This is a genomic window from Neorhizobium alkalisoli (genome assembly GCF_007829835.1).
Lineage (GTDB): Bacteria > Pseudomonadota > Alphaproteobacteria > Rhizobiales > Rhizobiaceae > Neorhizobium.
On sequence record NZ_VIWP01000001.1, the window covers coordinates 898,887 to 916,072 of the forward strand.

Here is a 17,186-nt window from a genome sequence, read left to right on the forward strand (position 1 = left end):
AGAATGCGCATCAACAAAAATGGAGGAGGAGAGAACAATGCGAATGAAATCGGTTCTGACAGGTGCGATCACCGCACTTTCATTGATGACAGCGGCAGTCCCTGCCGCCCGTGCCGAGGATCCCGTCAAGGTCGGCGTGGTCATTCCGCTGACCGGCGGTTTCCAGTCCAACGGCCGGCAGATCAATGCCGCGCTGAAGGCCTTTGTCGCCACCCATGGAGAAAAGGCGGGCGGCAAGCAGGTACAGTTTCTGGTCAAGGACGATGGCAGCGTGCCGGACAATGCGCTGCGCATCTCACAGGAACTGGTGACCAATGACAAGGTCTCCATCCTGACCGGCTTCGGCAATACGCCGACCGCACTTTCGGTGGCGCAACTTTCCAAGCGGGCCAAGATCCCGCAGGTCATCATGGTCGCGGCCACATCCTCGATCATGAAGGCCTCGCCCTACATGCTGCGCACCTCATGGACCATTCCGCAGGTCGCCAGCGCCATCGGCAAATGGGCGCCGGAAAACGGGGCGAAGAAGTTTGTCAGCGTCGTTTCCGACTACGGACCGGGCAAGGATGCCGAGGAATGGTTTGCCAAGACGATCGAGGCGAATGGCGGCACGGTGATCTCCAAGCTCAAGGTTCCGCTCGCCAACCCGGATTTCGCGCCCTTCCTGCAGCGCGCCGCCGATGAAAAGCCGGAGGCACTGTTCGTCTTCGTGCCGACCGGCGCCGGCGCGGCCTTCATGAAACAGTTCGTCGAACGCGGCCTCGACAAGTCGGGCATCAAGGTCATCGCCATGGCCGATGTGACCGATGACGATCTGCTGAACAGCATGGGCGACCCGGCAATCGGCGTCATCACCGGCGGCCCCTATTCCACCAACCACGACTCGCCGGAAAACAAGGCTTTCGTCGAAGCCTTCAAGAAGAACAATGACGGCATGCGCCCCAATATGGTGGCAGCCGCAGCCTGGGACGCACTCGACCTGATCTACAAGACGCTCGACAAGACCAAGGGCGAAGCGGATGGCGACACGTTCGTCGAAGCTGCCAAGGGCATGCAGATCGCCAGTCCGCGCGGCCCGATCTCGATAGATCCCGACACCCGCGACATTGTGCAGGACATCTACATGCGCAAGGTGGAACGGGTTGGTGGCGAACTCTACAATACCGAGTTCAAGACCTATACGGCGGTGAAGGATCCGGCCGCACAATAAAACTCGGCACGAGGAAACGCCGATGGACAGTGCGGCGATCGCTGCGCTGTCCTCATCCACACGTGTGACTATTATCGGCAATGGAGACATGCATGCTCGATATCGCGACTTTGGGTTTTGGCGAGGCGGCGCAGGCCTTCATATCGGGCTGGCAGAGCGAACCCGATGCCAAGCAATACCAGCCGATCTCGACCTTCGACATCAAGATCGAAGATACATCCCAGCACAATCTCCTCATCGACACCTGCGCCGGTCTGGATGTGACCTGCGCCTATACCCGTGCCGAGGCTTTTAGGCGAAAATCCGTGATATTCAGCCTTGTGACTGCCGACCGTGCCTTTCAGGCGGCAGAGGCTGCTTTGCCCTTCATCGAAAAGGGCGCGCTTTATCTCGACTGCAATTCCTGCTCGCCGGCGACAAAGGCAAGGGCGGCGGCCATGGTCGATGCCGGCGGAGGGCAATATGTCGATGTTGCGGTCATGTCGCCGGTCCATCCCGCAAAGCACCGGACACCATTGCTCCTTTCCGGCCCCTTTGCCGCGCAGGCACTGGGCGTCCTGACGGATCTCGGCATGAATGCCCAGGTGGCCGGCGACCATGTCGGCGAAGCCTCGTCGATCAAGATGCTGCGTTCGGTGATGATCAAGGGACTGGAGGCGCTGACCGCCGAATGTGTTCTCGCTGCCCGCCGGGCCGGTGTCGAAAAACAGGTGCTTGCCTCGCTACAGGCTTCCGATCCCGGCATAGACTGGACCGCGCGATCATCCTACAATCTTGAGCGCATGCTGGTTCACGGCAAGCGGAGGGCAGCCGAAATGCGCGAGGTCGCAGCCACATTGCATGAACTCAACCTGCCGAACCGGATGGCGCTCGCCGCTGTCGACTGGCAGCAGGATCTCGGCAATCTCGGCATCGACCCCGGCGACAAAAGGCTCGATAGCCGCACCGACGCCATCTTAAAGCATCTTGGCCCGTGACGCTGATCCAGACCGCATCAAATGTTCAGCATAATCTGCGTCACCTGCGGCTTTTCCTTGCCGTCGTCGATACGAATTCCGTTACCCAGGCCTCGGCCCTGTCGCATCTGTCCCAGCCGGCAGTCACCCAGGCGCTTGCCAAGATCGAGCGCAGCCTCAGGACAACGGTTTTCACCCGCACGCCGCGGGGGCTGTTTGCCAATGCCGAGGGTAAAGCGCTTGCAAGGCGGGTCAGGCGCGCCTTCGATTTTCTGGACCCGGCGCTCGCGGAGCTTAGCCCGCGGCTAAAGATGGTGGCGACGACCTCGCAGCTCGAGGCACTGGTTGCCGTCAGCGAAGCCGGCAATTTCACGCTGGCCGCGCGCCAGCTCGGCCTTGCGCAGCCGACCGTACACCGCGCCATCACCCAGCTGGAGGACGAGGCGGGAAAACCTCTCTTCGAACGGACGTCCTACGGTATTATCGCCTCCCGCGCCGCCCTGGCTCTGGCGCAGGCGGCACGGCTTGCCTTTACCGAGCTGGTCCAGGCCGAAACCGATCTTGCAGAGGCGAGATCCGAGGAAAAGGGCAGGATCGTGATCGGCGCCATGCCGCTTGCCCGATCTTTTCTGCTGCCGCGGGCAATCGCGGAATTCCGCAAGACCCGGCCGAAAATCGCGATCCGTATCGTTGAAGGCCCTTATTCGGACCTGCTCTCCGGCCTCAGACGCGGCGAGATCGATTTCCTGATCGGCGCCCTGCGCGAGCCGGCACCGATCGGCGATGTCGAACAACGCTTTCTGTTCAACGACACACTTGTCGTCGTTTCGGGCAGCGGGCATCCGCTCGCGCAGCGGCAAAGTGTGACGATCAACGAGCTCGCGGCCTATCCCTGGGTCGTCGCCCAGCACGGAACGCCGATCAGGCAGCATTTCGACGCCCTGTTCGACGACCGACCCCACCAGCCGGCGAGCATCGTGGAATCGAGCTCGCTCATCCTCATGCGCGAACTGCTGAGCTGCACCGATCATCTCGGCTGCATTTCCGTCCGTCAGGCGCAGGCCGAAATCGCACGCGGATTGCTCAAGGCCCTGCCGCTGGACCTGTGCCACACCGCCCGGCCGATCGGTCTTACCCTCCGGGTAAACTGGGCGCCAACCTCGGCGCAGGAACACTTCATCTCGCTGCTGGACGATCGCTCTCTTCCGGAAGAGAGCGATCATTGATCCGACGAAGCCGACGAACTTAGATCGGTTGCATCTTGCGCATGTCGCTCAGCTGCCGCTTCATCTGGTGTATCCGTGCCTGATCTTCCGGCGGACGACGCAGGGCGACGCTGGTGGAGAGGATATCGATCACGACCAGTGCTGCGATGCGCGAAATCGTCGGCGTGTACATATTGGTGTTTTCGAGCGTCTCGACGATCAGCGAAACGTCGCAATAATGGGTCAGCGGCGAATCCGAGCCGGTCAGACAGATCACGGTCGCACCGTTTTCGTGGGCGATCCGGGCGATTTCAATGATCGAACGGGTCGTGCCCGTATTGGAGATGACGAAGGCGACATCGCCCGGCTTCATCATCGAGGCGACCATCAGCTGCTGGTGGGAATCGAGTTCCGCCACGCAAGGGACGCCGAAGAGCGGGAATTTCTGCTGCGCATCGCGCGCGACGATGCCGGAGGCGCCAAAACCGAAAAAGACGATCGTCCTTGCCGCCGCAAGAATATCGATCGCCTTGTGCAGCGCCTCCTTGTTCAGCCGCGAACGTGCCCAGTCGAGGCTGGTCATCGTGTAGTCGAAGATCTTTTCAGCGACGATCTCGGGCTCGTCCGTATCGAGCAGCACCGAATGCGTCGCGGGCGTGCCGAAGGCAAGGCTCTGGGCCAGCTTGATCTTGAAATCCTGAAAACCGCTGCAGCCGATCGCGGTGGTGAAGCGCAGCACGGTCGGCTGGCTGACATCCGCCAACTGCGCGGTCTCGCCCACCGTCGCGTTCATGATGCGGCGCGGATCGTCGAGCACGATGTCGGCGACCTTGCGGTCGGACTTGCGAAGCTCCGGGCGCATCGTCCTGATGATCTCGATGATATTGCGGCCGCTATTGCGTATGACTTCGGTATCCATCGGGTTCGCCCTTCTGTGCCGGCCCGCTCATAAGCTAAATCCGGTGTCATGAAAATGGAACCGGCCGCCTGGCATCACGCGCCCTGCCATTCGTAGCATATGCCGACCTTCGCACGGAAAACATCCGTCGCACGGCTCAAGGCGGCTGCGGCATCGATGTTTGCCGGGCTTTCGGTGTTGAAATCGAAGAGACCGTAATGGTGCGCGACGAGGTAGCGGGCATCGATGGCGTCGGTGATCGATATCGCTTCGGCAATCGTGAAATTGCCCGGCACGCCGTTGTCCGAGAGTTCGGGCCTGCGCCCGTTGACCGGCAGAAGCGCGATATCGGGTGCATGGGGCGCGACCTCGTCGACGAGGCCGTCGAACGGGATGCAATCACCCGAATGCCAGATGCGAAGGCCAGCGGCCTCGAAAACGTATCCGAGAAACCGATGGTGTCCTTCGCTGTCCGTTTCCAGCGTTTCGTGGGCTGCGCGGGTTGCCGTGATCGAAAGGCCGGGCAGCGGCTCGATCGTCTGGCCTGCATCGATAAGGACCAGCCGCTCTTCCGCAACACCGGAGCGGGCCAGCGCTTGGGCGAGGACGGCACGGGGCGCAACGAGCCTTGCCTGCGGATTGGCCTTCAGCAACGACGGCAGTGTACCGGGGTCCATATGGTCGGTATGGGCATGGGTGGAAAGGACGAGGTCCACCCCGCCAAGGCTTTGCGGCAGGATCGGCGGCGGCATCATCCGGATATGCGGGCGTGCGGTGCCACGATATTTTTCCGCCAGCGAATCCGAGAGATAGGGGTCGACGACAAGCCGCCGCCCGCCCATTTCAAGGACGAAACCGGCCTGGCCAAGCCAGTAGAAACGGACACCTTCGGTAGCCGGCCCGGAAAGCCGTTCTGCCAAGGGGCCATCGAATACGGTCTCGACCAGCCGGCCTGCCATGGTCATGCCCTCAATGCGGTCAGGAGATTGTCGGCTGCGATGCGCGTGGCGCGCTCGACGCTTTCCGTCGTGAAGCCACCGATATGGCTCGTTGCGATAACGCGCGGATGGGCGGCGAGCGTCAGCGATGTCGGCGGCTCCTCATCAAAGACATCCGTTGCATAGGCGCCGACGCGGCCATCTTCTAGCGCATCGATCAGGGCGGCCTCGTCGATCAGCTTCGAACGGGCCGTGTTGATGATCACCTGACCCTGTTTGCACAGTGCCAGCCGCTCTTCGGTCAGAAGCGCGCTGCCGTCACGGGGAAGCGGGCAATGCAGGGACAGAATGTCCGCCTGCGCAACGATCTCGTCGACTTCGGCATAAGAGAAGGATGCTGAGGGCAGATCAAGGTTCGGCCTTGCGGGATCGAAGGCGATGACATTGGCGCCGAGCGCAATCGCCATGCGCGCAACTTCGCGGCCGATCGCTCCGCAACCGATGACACCGATCGTGCGGCCGCGCACTTCCATGCCCCGCACGCGCGGCCAGCCGCCGGACTTGATGCCGGCATCGGCGAGCGGGATGGACCGCATGGCGCTAAAGATCAGGCCGATGGTCAGTTCGGCAACGCCAAGCGAATTGGCGCCCTCGGCGATCATGATCTGCACGCCGCGCTGGTTCAGGGTCTCGATCGGCAGATTGTCGACACCGACGCCGTTGCGGCTGATCACCTTCAGCTTTTCCGCAACGGCAATGATCTTTGGCGTTACCGGCTCGACACCCGCCAGCCAGCCGACGCAATCGGGAACGAGCGTCATCAGTTCCTGCTCGGTCGGCATGGCGCCGGCCGTGGAATAAACGATCTCGAAGCCGAGATCCCGAAGGCGCTCGACTTCCGGATGCGGCTCGGCGGTGAGCGAGCGAGGGGTTACGAGAATGCGCTGGTTCATGTCCTATCTCCCCGCAGCCTGAAGCGCGATCCTGGAAATCTCGTCGAAAGAAGGACCGGAGGTCGGGATCGCCACGTCGAAGACCTCGGCGATCACCTGCGTCCAGCCATGCAGGAAATAGGTCCAGCCATCTTCCACCTGCAGCGATTTCTCCGCTTCCTGCCGGCGTGCCTGATCGAGGAAGACCAGATCGCCGCGGTAGTTCAGGTCCCAGACGACGGATTTTTCCGGAAATTGAGCCGCATCGGTGAGCGGCGATCCGGGCGCATCCTTGCCGAGACCGGTGGCATTGATCACCAGCGATCCGGGCTTCAGCGTCTTCAGCACGGCGTCATTGGCTTCCGCCGTCTCGGCCAGAAGATATTCGACCGGCACGTCGGTCTCGACCTGGGCGTGGATGCGTTTGATCTCGTCCAGCCGGTGCTGGCTGCGATTGGTGACGACGATCCGGCCTGGAACGTTTTTGCCACGACTGCTGCGCATCAGATGCCAGGTGATGGCAATGGTCGAGCCGCCGGCGCCCATCGAGAACAGATCGGCATCGTGCTCGGCAAAATAGTTTTCTCCGAGAAAACCGTCGATGGCGAGACCCGACGAGATCGGGTCCTTGGCGTGGCAGATCAGCTTGCCGTTCCGCTTCGAGATGCAGCTCGTCTCGTCCATCAGCAGCGCATGCTGGTCGATCACGTCGAACAGGTCGCGGCAGGCATGAAACAGGTCGATCTTGTGGGTGGTGACAAGCGCGCCAAGCGAAAGCGGATCGTCGCGGATGAATTCCACTGCCTTGCGATAGGCTGCGGGATCGTCATGCAGCTTGAAATCGATGCCCTTGATCACCGCATCCTTGAGGCCGAGATATTCGGCCCAGGCGGGAAACACCTTCATGATCGAGCTTTTGCCCGTGGTCACCCCGATGAAATATAGCGTGGGCTGTGTGGCCGGCTGATAGGAGGTCACTGGCGTTTCTCCAGCGCTTCCTGGGCAACCTTCACCGCCGCCTTGGCATTCTTGGCGATTTCGGCAAAACGGCCATCGCGAATGTCCTCGGTCTTGGCAATCCAGGTGCCGCCAACGGCAACGACCTGGCGGATGGCAAGCCAGTCGCCGATCGTCGCCTCGGTGACGCCACCGGTCGGAATGAAGCGGATGCCGAGATGCGCAAACGGCGCCGAAATGCCGGACAGCGCCTTCGGGCCACCGGCAACGCCGGCCGGAAAAAACTTGGCAAGACGGACACCGCGGGCCGCCGCGAGCGTCAGGTCCGAGGGCGTCATGATACCGGGGCAGAAGGGAAGGTTTGCGGCCTTCGCCGCATCGACGATATCAGGATCGTAACCCGGCGCGAGGCCGAAACGGGCGCCGGACGCGACTGCGCGGGCGAGATTGGCTTTGTCGAGAATGGTGCCGGCACCGATGCAGAGTTCAGGACGTGCATCACGCATGGCGGCAAGCACATCGGCAGCGGCTTCGGTGCGGAAGGTGATTTCGGCAACCGGCAGGCCGCCCTCGAGAAGCGCGTCGGCCAGTGGAACCGCATCGCTTGCACGCTCGATGGCAATGACCGGGACCACGCCGAGCCCGGCGATGATGTCGATTGGATCTTTCATGAGAAACTCCTGGCTGTTGCCCTGATCAGGCATAGGTCTTCATCAGGCCGCGGGCGATTTCGCTGCTCCGCGGCGTGTAGGCTGTGTTTTCGACGAGTTCCCAGCCGCCCGTATCGGTCGCGTAGACGCGATGGCGCATGCCGTTCGAGTTCTCGATAATGCCGTAGTCCTGGCCGCTGTCGGACGGGTAGGCGAAGACCATGACCAGATCCTCGGCGCCGACGTTGATGGAGCGATGGATCCAAAATGGCGGGACATAACAAATCGTCTGCGGGCCGATCTCGACGATGCGCGTCTCGCCTTCGGGCGATTCGAGCTGCATCAGGCCGCGGCCCTTCTGGCCGTAATAGATCTCCGGCCTGTCGGCCTTCGCGTGAATATGGCCACGCGTCAGGAAATATTCGCGGCCGATGCGGCCCGGATTCATGCGGGTGACGCCGTAGATCAGATCGCCGCTATGGGTACCGGGCTTGAAGTCCTCAACGTCGTAGACGACCGGATCGCTGGTCGATCTGACAAGCGCCTCATGGGCATCGGCATCGGCATAAAGACCCGTCAGGTCGCTCAAGCGTTTCTCGTAACGGCCCGTATTGCCGCTCATCCCCCCGGCGATTGCGTCCACGACGCTCGTAACAGGCTCTCGTAACATGCAACTCTCCTCCAATCGGTAGTAAAACTACATAAAATGATAGAATGAGACGTGCAAGCCCTAATTATCGCTGCAATGCAGCATCAAGTTTCCGTTTTACGTAGAAAAATAACGTTGACGCGTGATTTTTATGTAATTACGCTACATTTGGCTTTTGAGAAATGGCGGACCCAGAAGGGTCGTGGGAGCTCAGATTCGCCCTAAGGAGGAGAGATCATGAAGACTGTTAAGACCGCCGCATTGCGGCTCGCACTGGCCGCCGCAGGTTCGCTGCTGGCAATGACCGCGGCCCAGGCCGCCGATTGCAAGATCGGCATCTCGATGAAGACGCTGGACGCGCCTTATTTCGCGGCACAGGAAGTGTCGGCCAAGAAAAAGGCGACCGAACTCGGCTGCGAAGTGATTTCCGTCGACGCCCAGAACGACCTCAACAAGCAGGTCGCCGATGTCGAGGACATGGTGGCCCAGGGGATCAAGGCCCTGATCATCAACCCGCGCGACAGCAAGGGCCTCGTGCCGGCGGTCAATGCCGCGACCGCTGCCGGCGTGCATGTCTTCGTAATCGACTCCACCATCGATCCGCAGGCCAATTTCGTCACGCTCGTCCAGTCCTCGAATTCGCAGAACGGCCTGCTCGTCGGCCAGTGGCTGGCCAATGCCACCAAGGGCAAGGATTTGAAGATTGCGCTGATTTCGGGCGACAAGGGCAATGAAGTCGGCCAGGAACGGCGCCTCGGCGTGCTGGCCGGTCTGCTCGAAGGCCAGCTCCGCAACGAAGGCCGCGCGCGCTTCGAAGTTGTCGGTCAGGGCTGGGGTGCCTGGACCAATGAAGGCGGCCTGAAGGCGATGGAAGACCTTTTGACGGCCAACCCGAACATCAATGTCGTTGTCGGTGAAAACGACTCCATGGTTCTCGGCGCCGAAAAGGCACTCGGCGATACCAAGGACGTGCTTCTGCTCGCAGCTGCCGACGGCCAGAAGGAAGCGCTCCAGGCCATCAAGGATGGCAAATACGGTGCGACCGGCCTCAACGACCCGGCAATCGTCGCCGCGACGGCGGTCGATCTTGCCAAGAAGGCGATCGATGGCAAGCTTCCCGAGGGAATGTCGAAGATCACCTATACGACGCCAACCGCCATCACCAAGGAAAACGTCGACAAGTATCTGAAGAAGGACGCGGTGTTCTAAGCACCATCCTCCTCCCAAGGCGGCCGGCACCGCGTGATGCCGGTCGCACCCTCGTCATTGAGCGGAAGGCCTGAAGGCCTCCCACGATGTCCTGCCGGCGTTTGCCCGGCGGCACAGGGATCAGAATTCGGCTATGGAAAATCTGGTAGAACTCAGCGGTATCCGCAAATCCTTCGGTGGCGTCCGGGCCCTTCAGGGCGTGGACTTCACCCTGCGACCCGGTGAGGTCCATGCGCTGCTTGGAGAAAACGGCGCCGGTAAATCGACGCTCATGCGCGTTCTCGGCGGCGAACATGTGCCGGATGCCGGCACGGTCGTGGTATCCGGCGAGCGCCGGCAGTTTCGCGGCCCGATGGATGCGCTCGGCAAGGGTATCGCCATCATCCATCAGGAAATGGCGCTGGCGACCGATCTGACAGTCGCCGAAAACATCTTTCTCGCCGAAATCCCCTCGCTGATTTCGTGGCGTGATCTCAATCGCCGGGCAAAGGAGCTGATCTCCAGCCTCGGTTTCTCCATATCTCCGTCGGCCACCGTGTCAGACTTGTCCGTGGCCCATCAGCAGGTGGTCGAGATTGCCAAGGCGCTCTCCCACAATGCCAGCGTGATGGTGTTCGACGAACCCACCGCCGTGCTTTCGACGCAGGATGCCGAACGGCTGCTCAAGATCATTGCGACGCTTCGCGAACGCGGCGTCGGGATCATCTATATCTCGCACCGTCTCGACGAAGTCTTTCGCATTGCCGACCGTATCACGGTCATGAAGGACGGCGCATCTGTTGCGACTGTCCAGAGGACGGATGTCGAGATCAACGATGTCATCCGCATGATGGTCGGCCGTTCACTGAAGGCGCTATTCGGCGAGGATGTCGAACGCACGGTCGGCGATGAAGTCATCCGGATCGACAAGCTTTCGGACGGCAGCCGTATCAAGGGCGCCTCGCTCAGCCTGCGCGCCGGCGAAATCGTCGGGCTTGGAGGCCTTGTCGGGGCCGGCCGGACCGAACTCGTGCGGATGATCTTCGGGGCGGAAAAGGCGCAATCCGGAAAGATCTTCATCCGCGGCCGCGAGGTGAAGATGAAAAGCCCGCGTGACGCCATCAAGGCGGGCATCGGTCTCGTGCCGGAAAGCCGCAAGGAACAGGGCCTCGTTCTCGACTTCCCGATCCGCGTCAACGCGACGATGGCGCGGCTCTCGCCTCTCGTCAACATGTTCGGCTTCGTCCGGCGTTCGGCTGAAAAATCCACGGTCGAAAAGCTCGCATCCCGCCTTCGTCTCAAGGCCGGCAGCCTCGACGACCCGGCCTCCAGCCTCTCCGGCGGCAACCAGCAGAAGGTCGTGCTCGCCAAGTGGTTTCATGCCGATGGCGACATCCTGATTTTCGACGAACCGACGCGTGGCGTCGATGTCGGCGCCAAGACGGAGATCTACTCGCTGATCAAGTCGCTTGCCGCAGAAGGCCGCGCAATCCTGGTCATCTCCTCCGAACATCTGGAACTGTTCGGATTGTGCGACCGCATTCTCGTCATGCGCGAGGGACAGCTGACCGGCTCTCTTCAGCCGGCCGATTATACCGAAGAAAACCTGCTGCGGCTCGCAATGGTCAACTCCGTGACCAGGCCAGAGACCGCTCCGACACCATGATTGGGTAACGCCGTGACAGATATCACAGAAACCGCACCCCGCTCGCATTCGCTGAACATCGGCAACCTGTTGCACCGCTACGGCACGGTCGCGATCCTGATCGCGCTGCTGATCGTCGCAACGCTGATGTCGGACGTGTTCCTGACCCAGCGAAACCTCATCAACGTGCTGCGCCAGAGTTCCGGCACCAGTCTGATGGCGATGGGCCTGCTCTTCGTCATCCTGACGCGCGGCATCGATCTTTCGGTCGGCTCGATCGCGGCGCTGGGCAGCGTCATCTGCGCCATTCTCATCCAGCAGTTCGGGACCGGGATGTCGATCGGGGCGGCACTTCTCGCCGGCGGCGCCTGCGGCCTCGTCTCCGGCATTCTTGTGGCATTCCTGAAACTCCCGCCCTTCGTCACGACCCTGGCGATGATGACGGTGGCACGCGGCCTGTCGCTGATCGTCTCTTCCGGCCAGCCTATCCAGATGGGTGATGCGGGCGGGGTCATCGTCGCTTTCGGATCGCAATCGCTGGCCGGCCTGCCCTATCCGGTCTGGCTGATGGCCGCCGTCTTCGTCATTGCCGGCATCGTCCTGTCGCTCACCCGCTTCGGCCGGCTGGTGAAGGCGATCGGCTCCAATGTCGAGGCGGTCCGTCTCTCCGGCATCCCGGTCGCCTTCTACACGACCTCGGTCTATGTCATCTCGGGCGTTCTTGCGGCAGCGGCCGGCATCGTCTCCACAAGCCGCACCGGCATCGGTTCGGCCAATATCGGTGTCGGCGCCGAGCTTGATGCGATTGCGGCCGTGGTGATCGGCGGCGCCAGCCTGATGGGCGGCCGCGGCGGCGTGGTCAACACATTCATCGGCGTGCTTGTGCTCAGCATCATTGCCAATATGATGAACCTTGCACGCGTGCCAGGTTACCATCAGCAGGTGTTCATGGGATGCATCATCATTGGTGCCATGCTGCTGCAATACGCCTCGAACTGGTTCCGCAAGTAAGCCGCCAATCCAAAGCAAAGACATGTCAAAAGACCTCTTCCTCGCAATCGATGTCGGGACGGGCAGCGTCCGGGCGGCGCTGCTCGATACACGCGGCAAGATCCTTGCCGTCACCAGCCGCGAACACGACCAGATCGTTCCGCAGTTCGGATGGTCGGAACAGCGGCCGCGGGACTGGTGGGCGGGCGTTGCCGCCGCGACGCGTTCGGTGCTTGCCGAAGTGCCGGATGCGGCAAGCCGGATTGCGGCGGTCGCCGCCTGCGGCCAGATGCACGGAACGGTTCTGGTCGACGATCGTGGCGAGCTGGTGCGCGAAACGGCACCGCTCTGGAACGACAAGCGCACGGTCGATTATGTGACCGCCTTCGAAGCGGCAAACCGTCCCGAAAGCTATCTTGCCGACTGCGCCAATCCGCCGACCCCGGCCTGGCCGGGCTTCAAGCTGCAATGGCTGCGCGACAATGATCCTTCAGCCTATCGCAGCACGGCCGCCGTGCTGATGCCGAAGGACTATATCAATCTGCGCCTGACCGGCGAGATCGCCATGGATCGCGGTGATGGCGGTGCGAGTTTTCTCATGGACCCGCGCACCGGCGACTGGTCGCAGAAGATGGTCGGGCTGCTTGGCCTGGATCAGGCAAAACTCGCCCCGCTTCGCAATCCGGTAGAAATCCTGGGCTCGGTCACGGCACAGGCTGCCGTGGAGACCGGCCTTCTGGAAGGCACGCCGGTTCTGGTCGGCGGTGCCGATTATCCGGTCGCACTTCTCGGCTCCGGCGTCTGCCGGCCGGGCGTCGGCTCGGAAGTGATGGGCACATCCGCCATCATCACTGCGATCGCCAGCCAGCCCCTGCTTGATCCCTCCGTCTGTAATGTCGGCACGGTCGAGGGAAATTGGGGAGCCTTCATGCTGCTGGAATCCGGCGGCGATGCCATGCGCTGGGCGCGCCGTGCCTTCCATGACAAGCAGTTTTCGTATGAGGATATCGTCGCCAAGGCGGCCGAAGCGCCGGCCGGGTCCGAACGGCTGTTCTTCATGCCCTATCTTGCCGGCGAACGGCTGGGCGACCATCGTAACGCCCGGGCGCAATATTTCGGGATCGGCGCCGGCCATGGCCTTGCGCATATGCACCGCTCGATACTCGAAGGCGTCGCCTTTGCGGTAAAGCGGCACATCAACATCCTCGACAGGATTTCGGGCGCACCGCTGGAACGCGTGATTGCCTCGGGCGGCGGCGCGAAGACAAAACTCTGGCTGAAGATCAAGGCGAGCGTCTACGACATCCCGATCCTGGTGCCGCGGGAAGCCGAATGCGGACTGGTCGGTTGCGGCATCATGGCCGCGACAGCCACCGGACAGTTCTCCGATCTGCAGGCAGCGGCCGATGCCTATGTCGCCTATGACGAGGAGATTCGGCCCGATCCGGCATGGGCGGATATCTATCGTCCCATGCAGACCTTCTTCGAAAAGCTCTATCAGCACAGCCAGACGCTTTACGACGACCTCGACAGGCTGCCGCAATGACGATGCGTGCCGTACTCTTTGATATGGACGGGACGCTTGTCGACAGCGAGCCGACCCATTTTGCCGCCATGGTGACGGTGCTCCAAAACCACGGCCATACGGTGCCGGACGGGCTTTCGGAAGAGATTACCGGCATGACCGGCGAGGCATGCCATGCGCTGCTGCGCGACAGGCTAGGGCTCGCGCTTTCCTTCAGCGACTATGCCGCCGCCAAATATGCCGCCTATCTGGAAATGTCCGCCTCGCTGTCATGGCGGCCATCGGCCGAGGCTGTGATCGATACTCTGAAGCGAAACGGCATTCCCCATGCTATCGTCTCGAATTCGGACCGCATTCTGGTCGATACCAATCTGCGCGCCATCGGCCTGCAGCGGCCCGGCCTTGTCTCCGTCACCCGCAACGACGTGCGCAATGGCAAACCGCATGCGGAACCCTATCTCCGCGCCGCCTATCTGCTCGGGCTCGATCCCGCAGACTGCATCGTCGTGGAAGACAGTGTCCCCGGCGCGATTGCCGGTCTTTCCGCGGGCATGACCGTCATTGCCTGGCCGGAGCCGGGCCGCGACGATCTCGTCTTTCCGCCCGGCGTAATCCTTGCCGATCCGCATGACCTGATGCCGACCTTGAGCGCCTGCCTTGCCGCGGCGCTGAAAACACCCGCAAAGGAAATCCTCCATGTATCTCGATAGATTCAAGCTGACCGACAAGATCGCCGTCGTGACGGGAGCGGCGAGAGGCATCGGCTATGCCGCAGTCGAAGCCCTGTGCGAGGCCGGCGCGACGGTGGTGCTGACCGATATGAATGCCGAACTGCTGGAAAAGGCCGTCGGCGAACTCAGCGCCAAGGGTTTCAAGGTCGAGGGCGAACTGCTCGACGTTACCGATGTCGAAGGCGTGAAGACCGTCCACGACACCATCCTGGCGCGCCATGGCCGTGTCGATGTTCTCGTCAACAATGCCGGCATCGCCATCAGCAACCATCCGGCCGAAACCATGGCCGACGAGGTCTGGAACAAGGTGATCGACGTCAACCTGAACGGCGTGTTCTGGTGCTGCCGCGCATTCGGCAAGACCATGCTGGAACAGGGTGCGGGCAGCATCGTCAATGTCGGATCCATGTCCGGCTTCATCGTCAACCGCCCGCAGGAACAGGCGAATTACAACGCCTCCAAGGCAGCCGTTCATCACCTGACGAAGTCGCTTGCGGCCGAATGGGGTGCGCGGGGCGTGCGCGTCAACTCCGTGGCGCCGACCTATATCGACACCGAAATGAACAAGTACGTGTACGATGACCCGGAAATGTACCGCCACTGGGTCGGCGGCACGCCGATGAACCGGCTCGGCCGCACCGACGAGGTGGCCTCCGTCATCCTCTTCCTCGCCAGCGAAGCCTCCAGCCTGATGACCGGCTCGATCGTGCTGGCTGACGGAGGCTATGTATGCTGGTGACGTCTTCGACCGGCATTGTCCGCGGCGCCCGTTTTCCGGGGCGGTATATCCAGGCGGCCGGCGCAATCGGGATGCTGGGTGCGGAAGCGGCCGGTTTCGGCCGCCGCGCCACGGTCCTCGTCGATCGCGGTATCTACGACATGCTGGAAGCTGCGCTCTCTTCGGCGCTTGAAGGACATGTCGAGGCCCGGCTGATCCGCCATGGCGGCGAATGCTCCGAGAGCCAGATCGCCGCACTTGCCGCCTCGGCGCGGGACGGTGCTGCCGAAGTCATCATCGGTGTTGGCGGCGGCAAGGCGCTCGATACGGCAAAGGCTGCAGCCCGCGATCTCGGCCTGCCGGTCATCATCTTTCCGACGATTGCGGCATCGGATGCGCCCTGCAGCGCGCTTGCCGTCGTCTATAATGATGACGGTACCGTCGCTTATGACACGTTCCTGCCGAGAAATCCCGACCTTGTCCTGGTCGATACGGCCCTGATCGCCAAGGCGCCGGCCCGTTTTCTCGCGGCCGGAATAGGCGATGCGCTGGCGACATTCTACGAGGCGGATTCCTGCCGCCGCAGCGGTGCCTTCAACTGCATGAAAATGCCGGGTGTCAGCCTTGCCTTCGAAGTCGCGCGGGCCTGCCGCGATACGATCTTCGAATTCGGCGCAGCAGCGCTTGCGGATTGCGATGCCGGAGAGGCGAGCCCGGCGCTGGAGCGGATCGTCGAGGCAAATATTCTCCTGTCGGGGATCGGCTTTGAATCCGGCGGAGTGGCGGCAGCGCATGCGATCCACCACGGCCTGTGCGAGCTCGAGGATGTTCACCACCATCTGCATGGCGAAAAGGTCGCGATCGGTGTGCTCGCCGGTCTGAAACTTCACGGACAGGATGAAGAATTCCGAAAAGTCCGCGACTTCTGCCAGTCAGTGCGTCTGCCGACACGGCTTGCCGATATCGGTATTGTCGATGCTTCCGAGGCAAAACTCGCGATCGTCGCAAAACGCGCCTGCCGGCCCGGCGAAATCATTCACAACGAGCCCATTCCGGTGACGGAGGGAATGGTCGTTAATGCCTTGAAGGCACTGATCTGAAAGCATGATGGGAGGAAGACTATGCAGGAGATTTCGGCGTTCGGGCCATTTTTGCACGGCAAGACCGTGGTCGTTTCCGGCGGCACGAGCGGGATCGGGCTCAGTGTCGCCGAGGGGTTCGCAAAAGCCGGCGCCAAGGTGATCGCCACCGGCAGTTCGCAGAACAGGCTGCAGGCAGCGGCCTCGGGAGACGTTCCGGCCGGCCTTCGCTTCGAGCAACTTGATGTCCGCGATGGTGAAGCGGTATCGCGCTTCTTTGCCGGGCTCGATCAGCTCGACGTGCTGGTCAATTGCCAGGGCATCGCGCGGCCCGACGCCGAATGGGAGGAAGAGGTCTTTCTCGACGTCATGGACGTCAATCTCAATAGCGCCATGCGTCTTTCCCGCGCGGCTTTCCCCCTGCTGAAGGCAAGCGGCGGCTGCATCGTCAACTTTGCGTCGATGCTGAGCTATCTCGCCGATGAAAGCGTGCCCTCGTATACCGCGAGCAAGACCGGCATTGTCGGACTGACGCGTGCGCTAGCGCACAAATACGGCCGCGACGGCGTGCGGGTAAATGCCGTCGGCCCCGGTTATCACAAGACGGAGATGACGAAGCCGCTCTGGTCGGTTGCGGAAAGCGAAAAGAAGATCGCGGACCGTTCCGCCCTGAAACGCTGGGGCACGACCGAGGATCTGGTCGGACCGATCCTCTTCCTCTGCTCGCCAGCCGCCGCCTTCGTCACCGGCGTGACCCTGCCGGTCGATGGCGGGTATCACTCCGGCTGATCAAGCGGCTCTAGGCTTGAGGTCCGTATCGGTTCAATGCCGCTGCGGTCCAATGCACTTCCTGATCGGGCAACAGCCTGCCGCCGAGCCTAAAGAACATCGCCGGCGCCTCGGTCCTTCCACCGG

17 protein-coding genes are annotated in these 17,186 nt (G+C 62.0%); 11 read left to right on the plus strand and 6 right to left on the minus strand.

Going from position 1 to position 17,186, the window contains the following annotated elements; translation table 11 throughout:
- Nucleotides 1-37: 37 nt before the first annotated feature.
- From FHW37_RS04000 to FHW37_RS04010, 3 genes are all read left to right on the plus strand, one after another.
- Nucleotides 38-1,210, plus strand: coding sequence for an ABC transporter substrate-binding protein (locus tag FHW37_RS04000; RefSeq protein ID WP_145632796.1), 1,173 nt, complete (start codon nucleotides 38-40; stop codon nucleotides 1,208-1,210).
- A gap of 92 nt (nucleotides 1,211-1,302) precedes the next feature.
- Nucleotides 1,303-2,187, plus strand: a complete 885-nt coding sequence (locus FHW37_RS04005) for an NAD(P)-dependent oxidoreductase (RefSeq protein WP_145632799.1) — start codon at nucleotides 1,303-1,305, stop codon at nucleotides 2,185-2,187.
- Nucleotides 2,184-3,392 (plus strand): LysR family transcriptional regulator, encoded by a 1,209-nt coding sequence (locus tag FHW37_RS04010; RefSeq protein WP_145632802.1) that lies wholly within the window; start codon nucleotides 2,184-2,186, stop codon nucleotides 3,390-3,392. Before FHW37_RS04005 ends, FHW37_RS04010 begins: the two co-directional genes overlap by 4 nt.
- A 19-nt stretch (nucleotides 3,393-3,411) precedes the next feature.
- Here the strand turns inward: FHW37_RS04010 and FHW37_RS04015 are convergent, their stop codons facing one another.
- From FHW37_RS04015 to FHW37_RS04040, 6 genes are all read right to left on the minus strand, one after another.
- Nucleotides 3,412-4,290, minus strand: coding sequence for an SIS domain-containing protein (locus FHW37_RS04015; RefSeq protein WP_145632805.1), 879 nt, complete (start codon nucleotides 4,288-4,290; stop codon nucleotides 3,412-3,414).
- A 74-nt stretch (nucleotides 4,291-4,364) separates the two neighbouring features.
- Nucleotides 4,365-5,234: an MBL fold metallo-hydrolase gene (locus FHW37_RS04020; RefSeq protein ID WP_246690653.1), complete on the minus strand. Its 870-nt coding sequence runs from the start codon at nucleotides 5,232-5,234 to the stop codon at nucleotides 4,365-4,367.
- Nucleotides 5,231-6,160, minus strand: coding sequence for a phosphoglycerate dehydrogenase (locus FHW37_RS04025; protein WP_145632811.1), 930 nt, complete (start codon nucleotides 6,158-6,160; stop codon nucleotides 5,231-5,233). The genes FHW37_RS04020 and FHW37_RS04025 overlap by 4 nt, the downstream gene beginning before the upstream one ends.
- Before the next feature lie 3 nt (nucleotides 6,161-6,163).
- On the minus strand, nucleotides 6,164-7,117 hold the full coding sequence (locus tag FHW37_RS04030; protein ID WP_145632814.1) for a shikimate dehydrogenase family protein: 954 nt from the start codon (nucleotides 7,115-7,117) through the stop codon (nucleotides 6,164-6,166).
- On the minus strand, nucleotides 7,114-7,767 hold the full coding sequence (eda, locus tag FHW37_RS04035; RefSeq protein WP_145632817.1) for a bifunctional 4-hydroxy-2-oxoglutarate aldolase/2-dehydro-3-deoxy-phosphogluconate aldolase: 654 nt from the start codon (nucleotides 7,765-7,767) through the stop codon (nucleotides 7,114-7,116). Before eda ends, FHW37_RS04030 begins: the two co-directional genes overlap by 4 nt.
- 25 nt (nucleotides 7,768-7,792) lie before the next feature.
- Nucleotides 7,793-8,416: a glucose-6-phosphate isomerase gene (locus FHW37_RS04040; protein ID WP_145632820.1), complete on the minus strand. Its 624-nt coding sequence runs from the start codon at nucleotides 8,414-8,416 to the stop codon at nucleotides 7,793-7,795.
- Nucleotides 8,417-8,632: 216 nt separating this feature from the next.
- On the opposite strand from FHW37_RS04040, the gene FHW37_RS04045 reads away from it, so the two are divergent.
- From FHW37_RS04045 to FHW37_RS04080, 8 genes are all read left to right on the plus strand, one after another.
- Complete coding sequence (locus FHW37_RS04045) at nucleotides 8,633-9,604, plus strand: substrate-binding domain-containing protein (protein ID WP_145632823.1); 972 nt, start codon at nucleotides 8,633-8,635, stop codon at nucleotides 9,602-9,604.
- A gap of 133 nt (nucleotides 9,605-9,737) precedes the next feature.
- On the plus strand, nucleotides 9,738-11,249 hold the full coding sequence (locus FHW37_RS04050; RefSeq protein ID WP_145632826.1) for a sugar ABC transporter ATP-binding protein: 1,512 nt from the start codon (nucleotides 9,738-9,740) through the stop codon (nucleotides 11,247-11,249).
- 12 nt (nucleotides 11,250-11,261) lie between these two features.
- Nucleotides 11,262-12,239, plus strand: a complete 978-nt coding sequence (locus FHW37_RS04055) for an ABC transporter permease (RefSeq protein WP_432442824.1) — start codon at nucleotides 11,262-11,264, stop codon at nucleotides 12,237-12,239.
- A 22-nt stretch (nucleotides 12,240-12,261) separates the two neighbouring features.
- A complete protein-coding gene (locus FHW37_RS04060) occupies nucleotides 12,262-13,764 on the plus strand; it encodes a xylulokinase (protein ID WP_145632829.1) in 1,503 nt (500 codons plus the stop codon).
- Complete coding sequence (locus tag FHW37_RS04065) at nucleotides 13,761-14,453, plus strand: HAD family hydrolase (RefSeq protein ID WP_186458129.1); 693 nt, start codon at nucleotides 13,761-13,763, stop codon at nucleotides 14,451-14,453. The genes FHW37_RS04060 and FHW37_RS04065 overlap by 4 nt, the downstream gene beginning before the upstream one ends.
- Entirely contained in the window at nucleotides 14,440-15,213 is a 774-nt protein-coding gene (locus FHW37_RS04070; protein WP_145632835.1) for an SDR family NAD(P)-dependent oxidoreductase, read from the plus strand. The genes FHW37_RS04065 and FHW37_RS04070 overlap by 14 nt, the downstream gene beginning before the upstream one ends.
- Nucleotides 15,204-16,292 (plus strand): glycerol dehydrogenase, encoded by a 1,089-nt coding sequence (locus FHW37_RS04075; protein WP_186458130.1) that lies wholly within the window; start codon nucleotides 15,204-15,206, stop codon nucleotides 16,290-16,292. The genes FHW37_RS04070 and FHW37_RS04075 overlap by 10 nt, the downstream gene beginning before the upstream one ends.
- Before the next feature lie 21 nt (nucleotides 16,293-16,313).
- A complete protein-coding gene (locus FHW37_RS04080; protein WP_145632836.1) occupies nucleotides 16,314-17,060 on the plus strand; it encodes an SDR family NAD(P)-dependent oxidoreductase in 747 nt (248 codons plus the stop codon).
- Nucleotides 17,061-17,186: the final 126 nt, after the last annotated feature.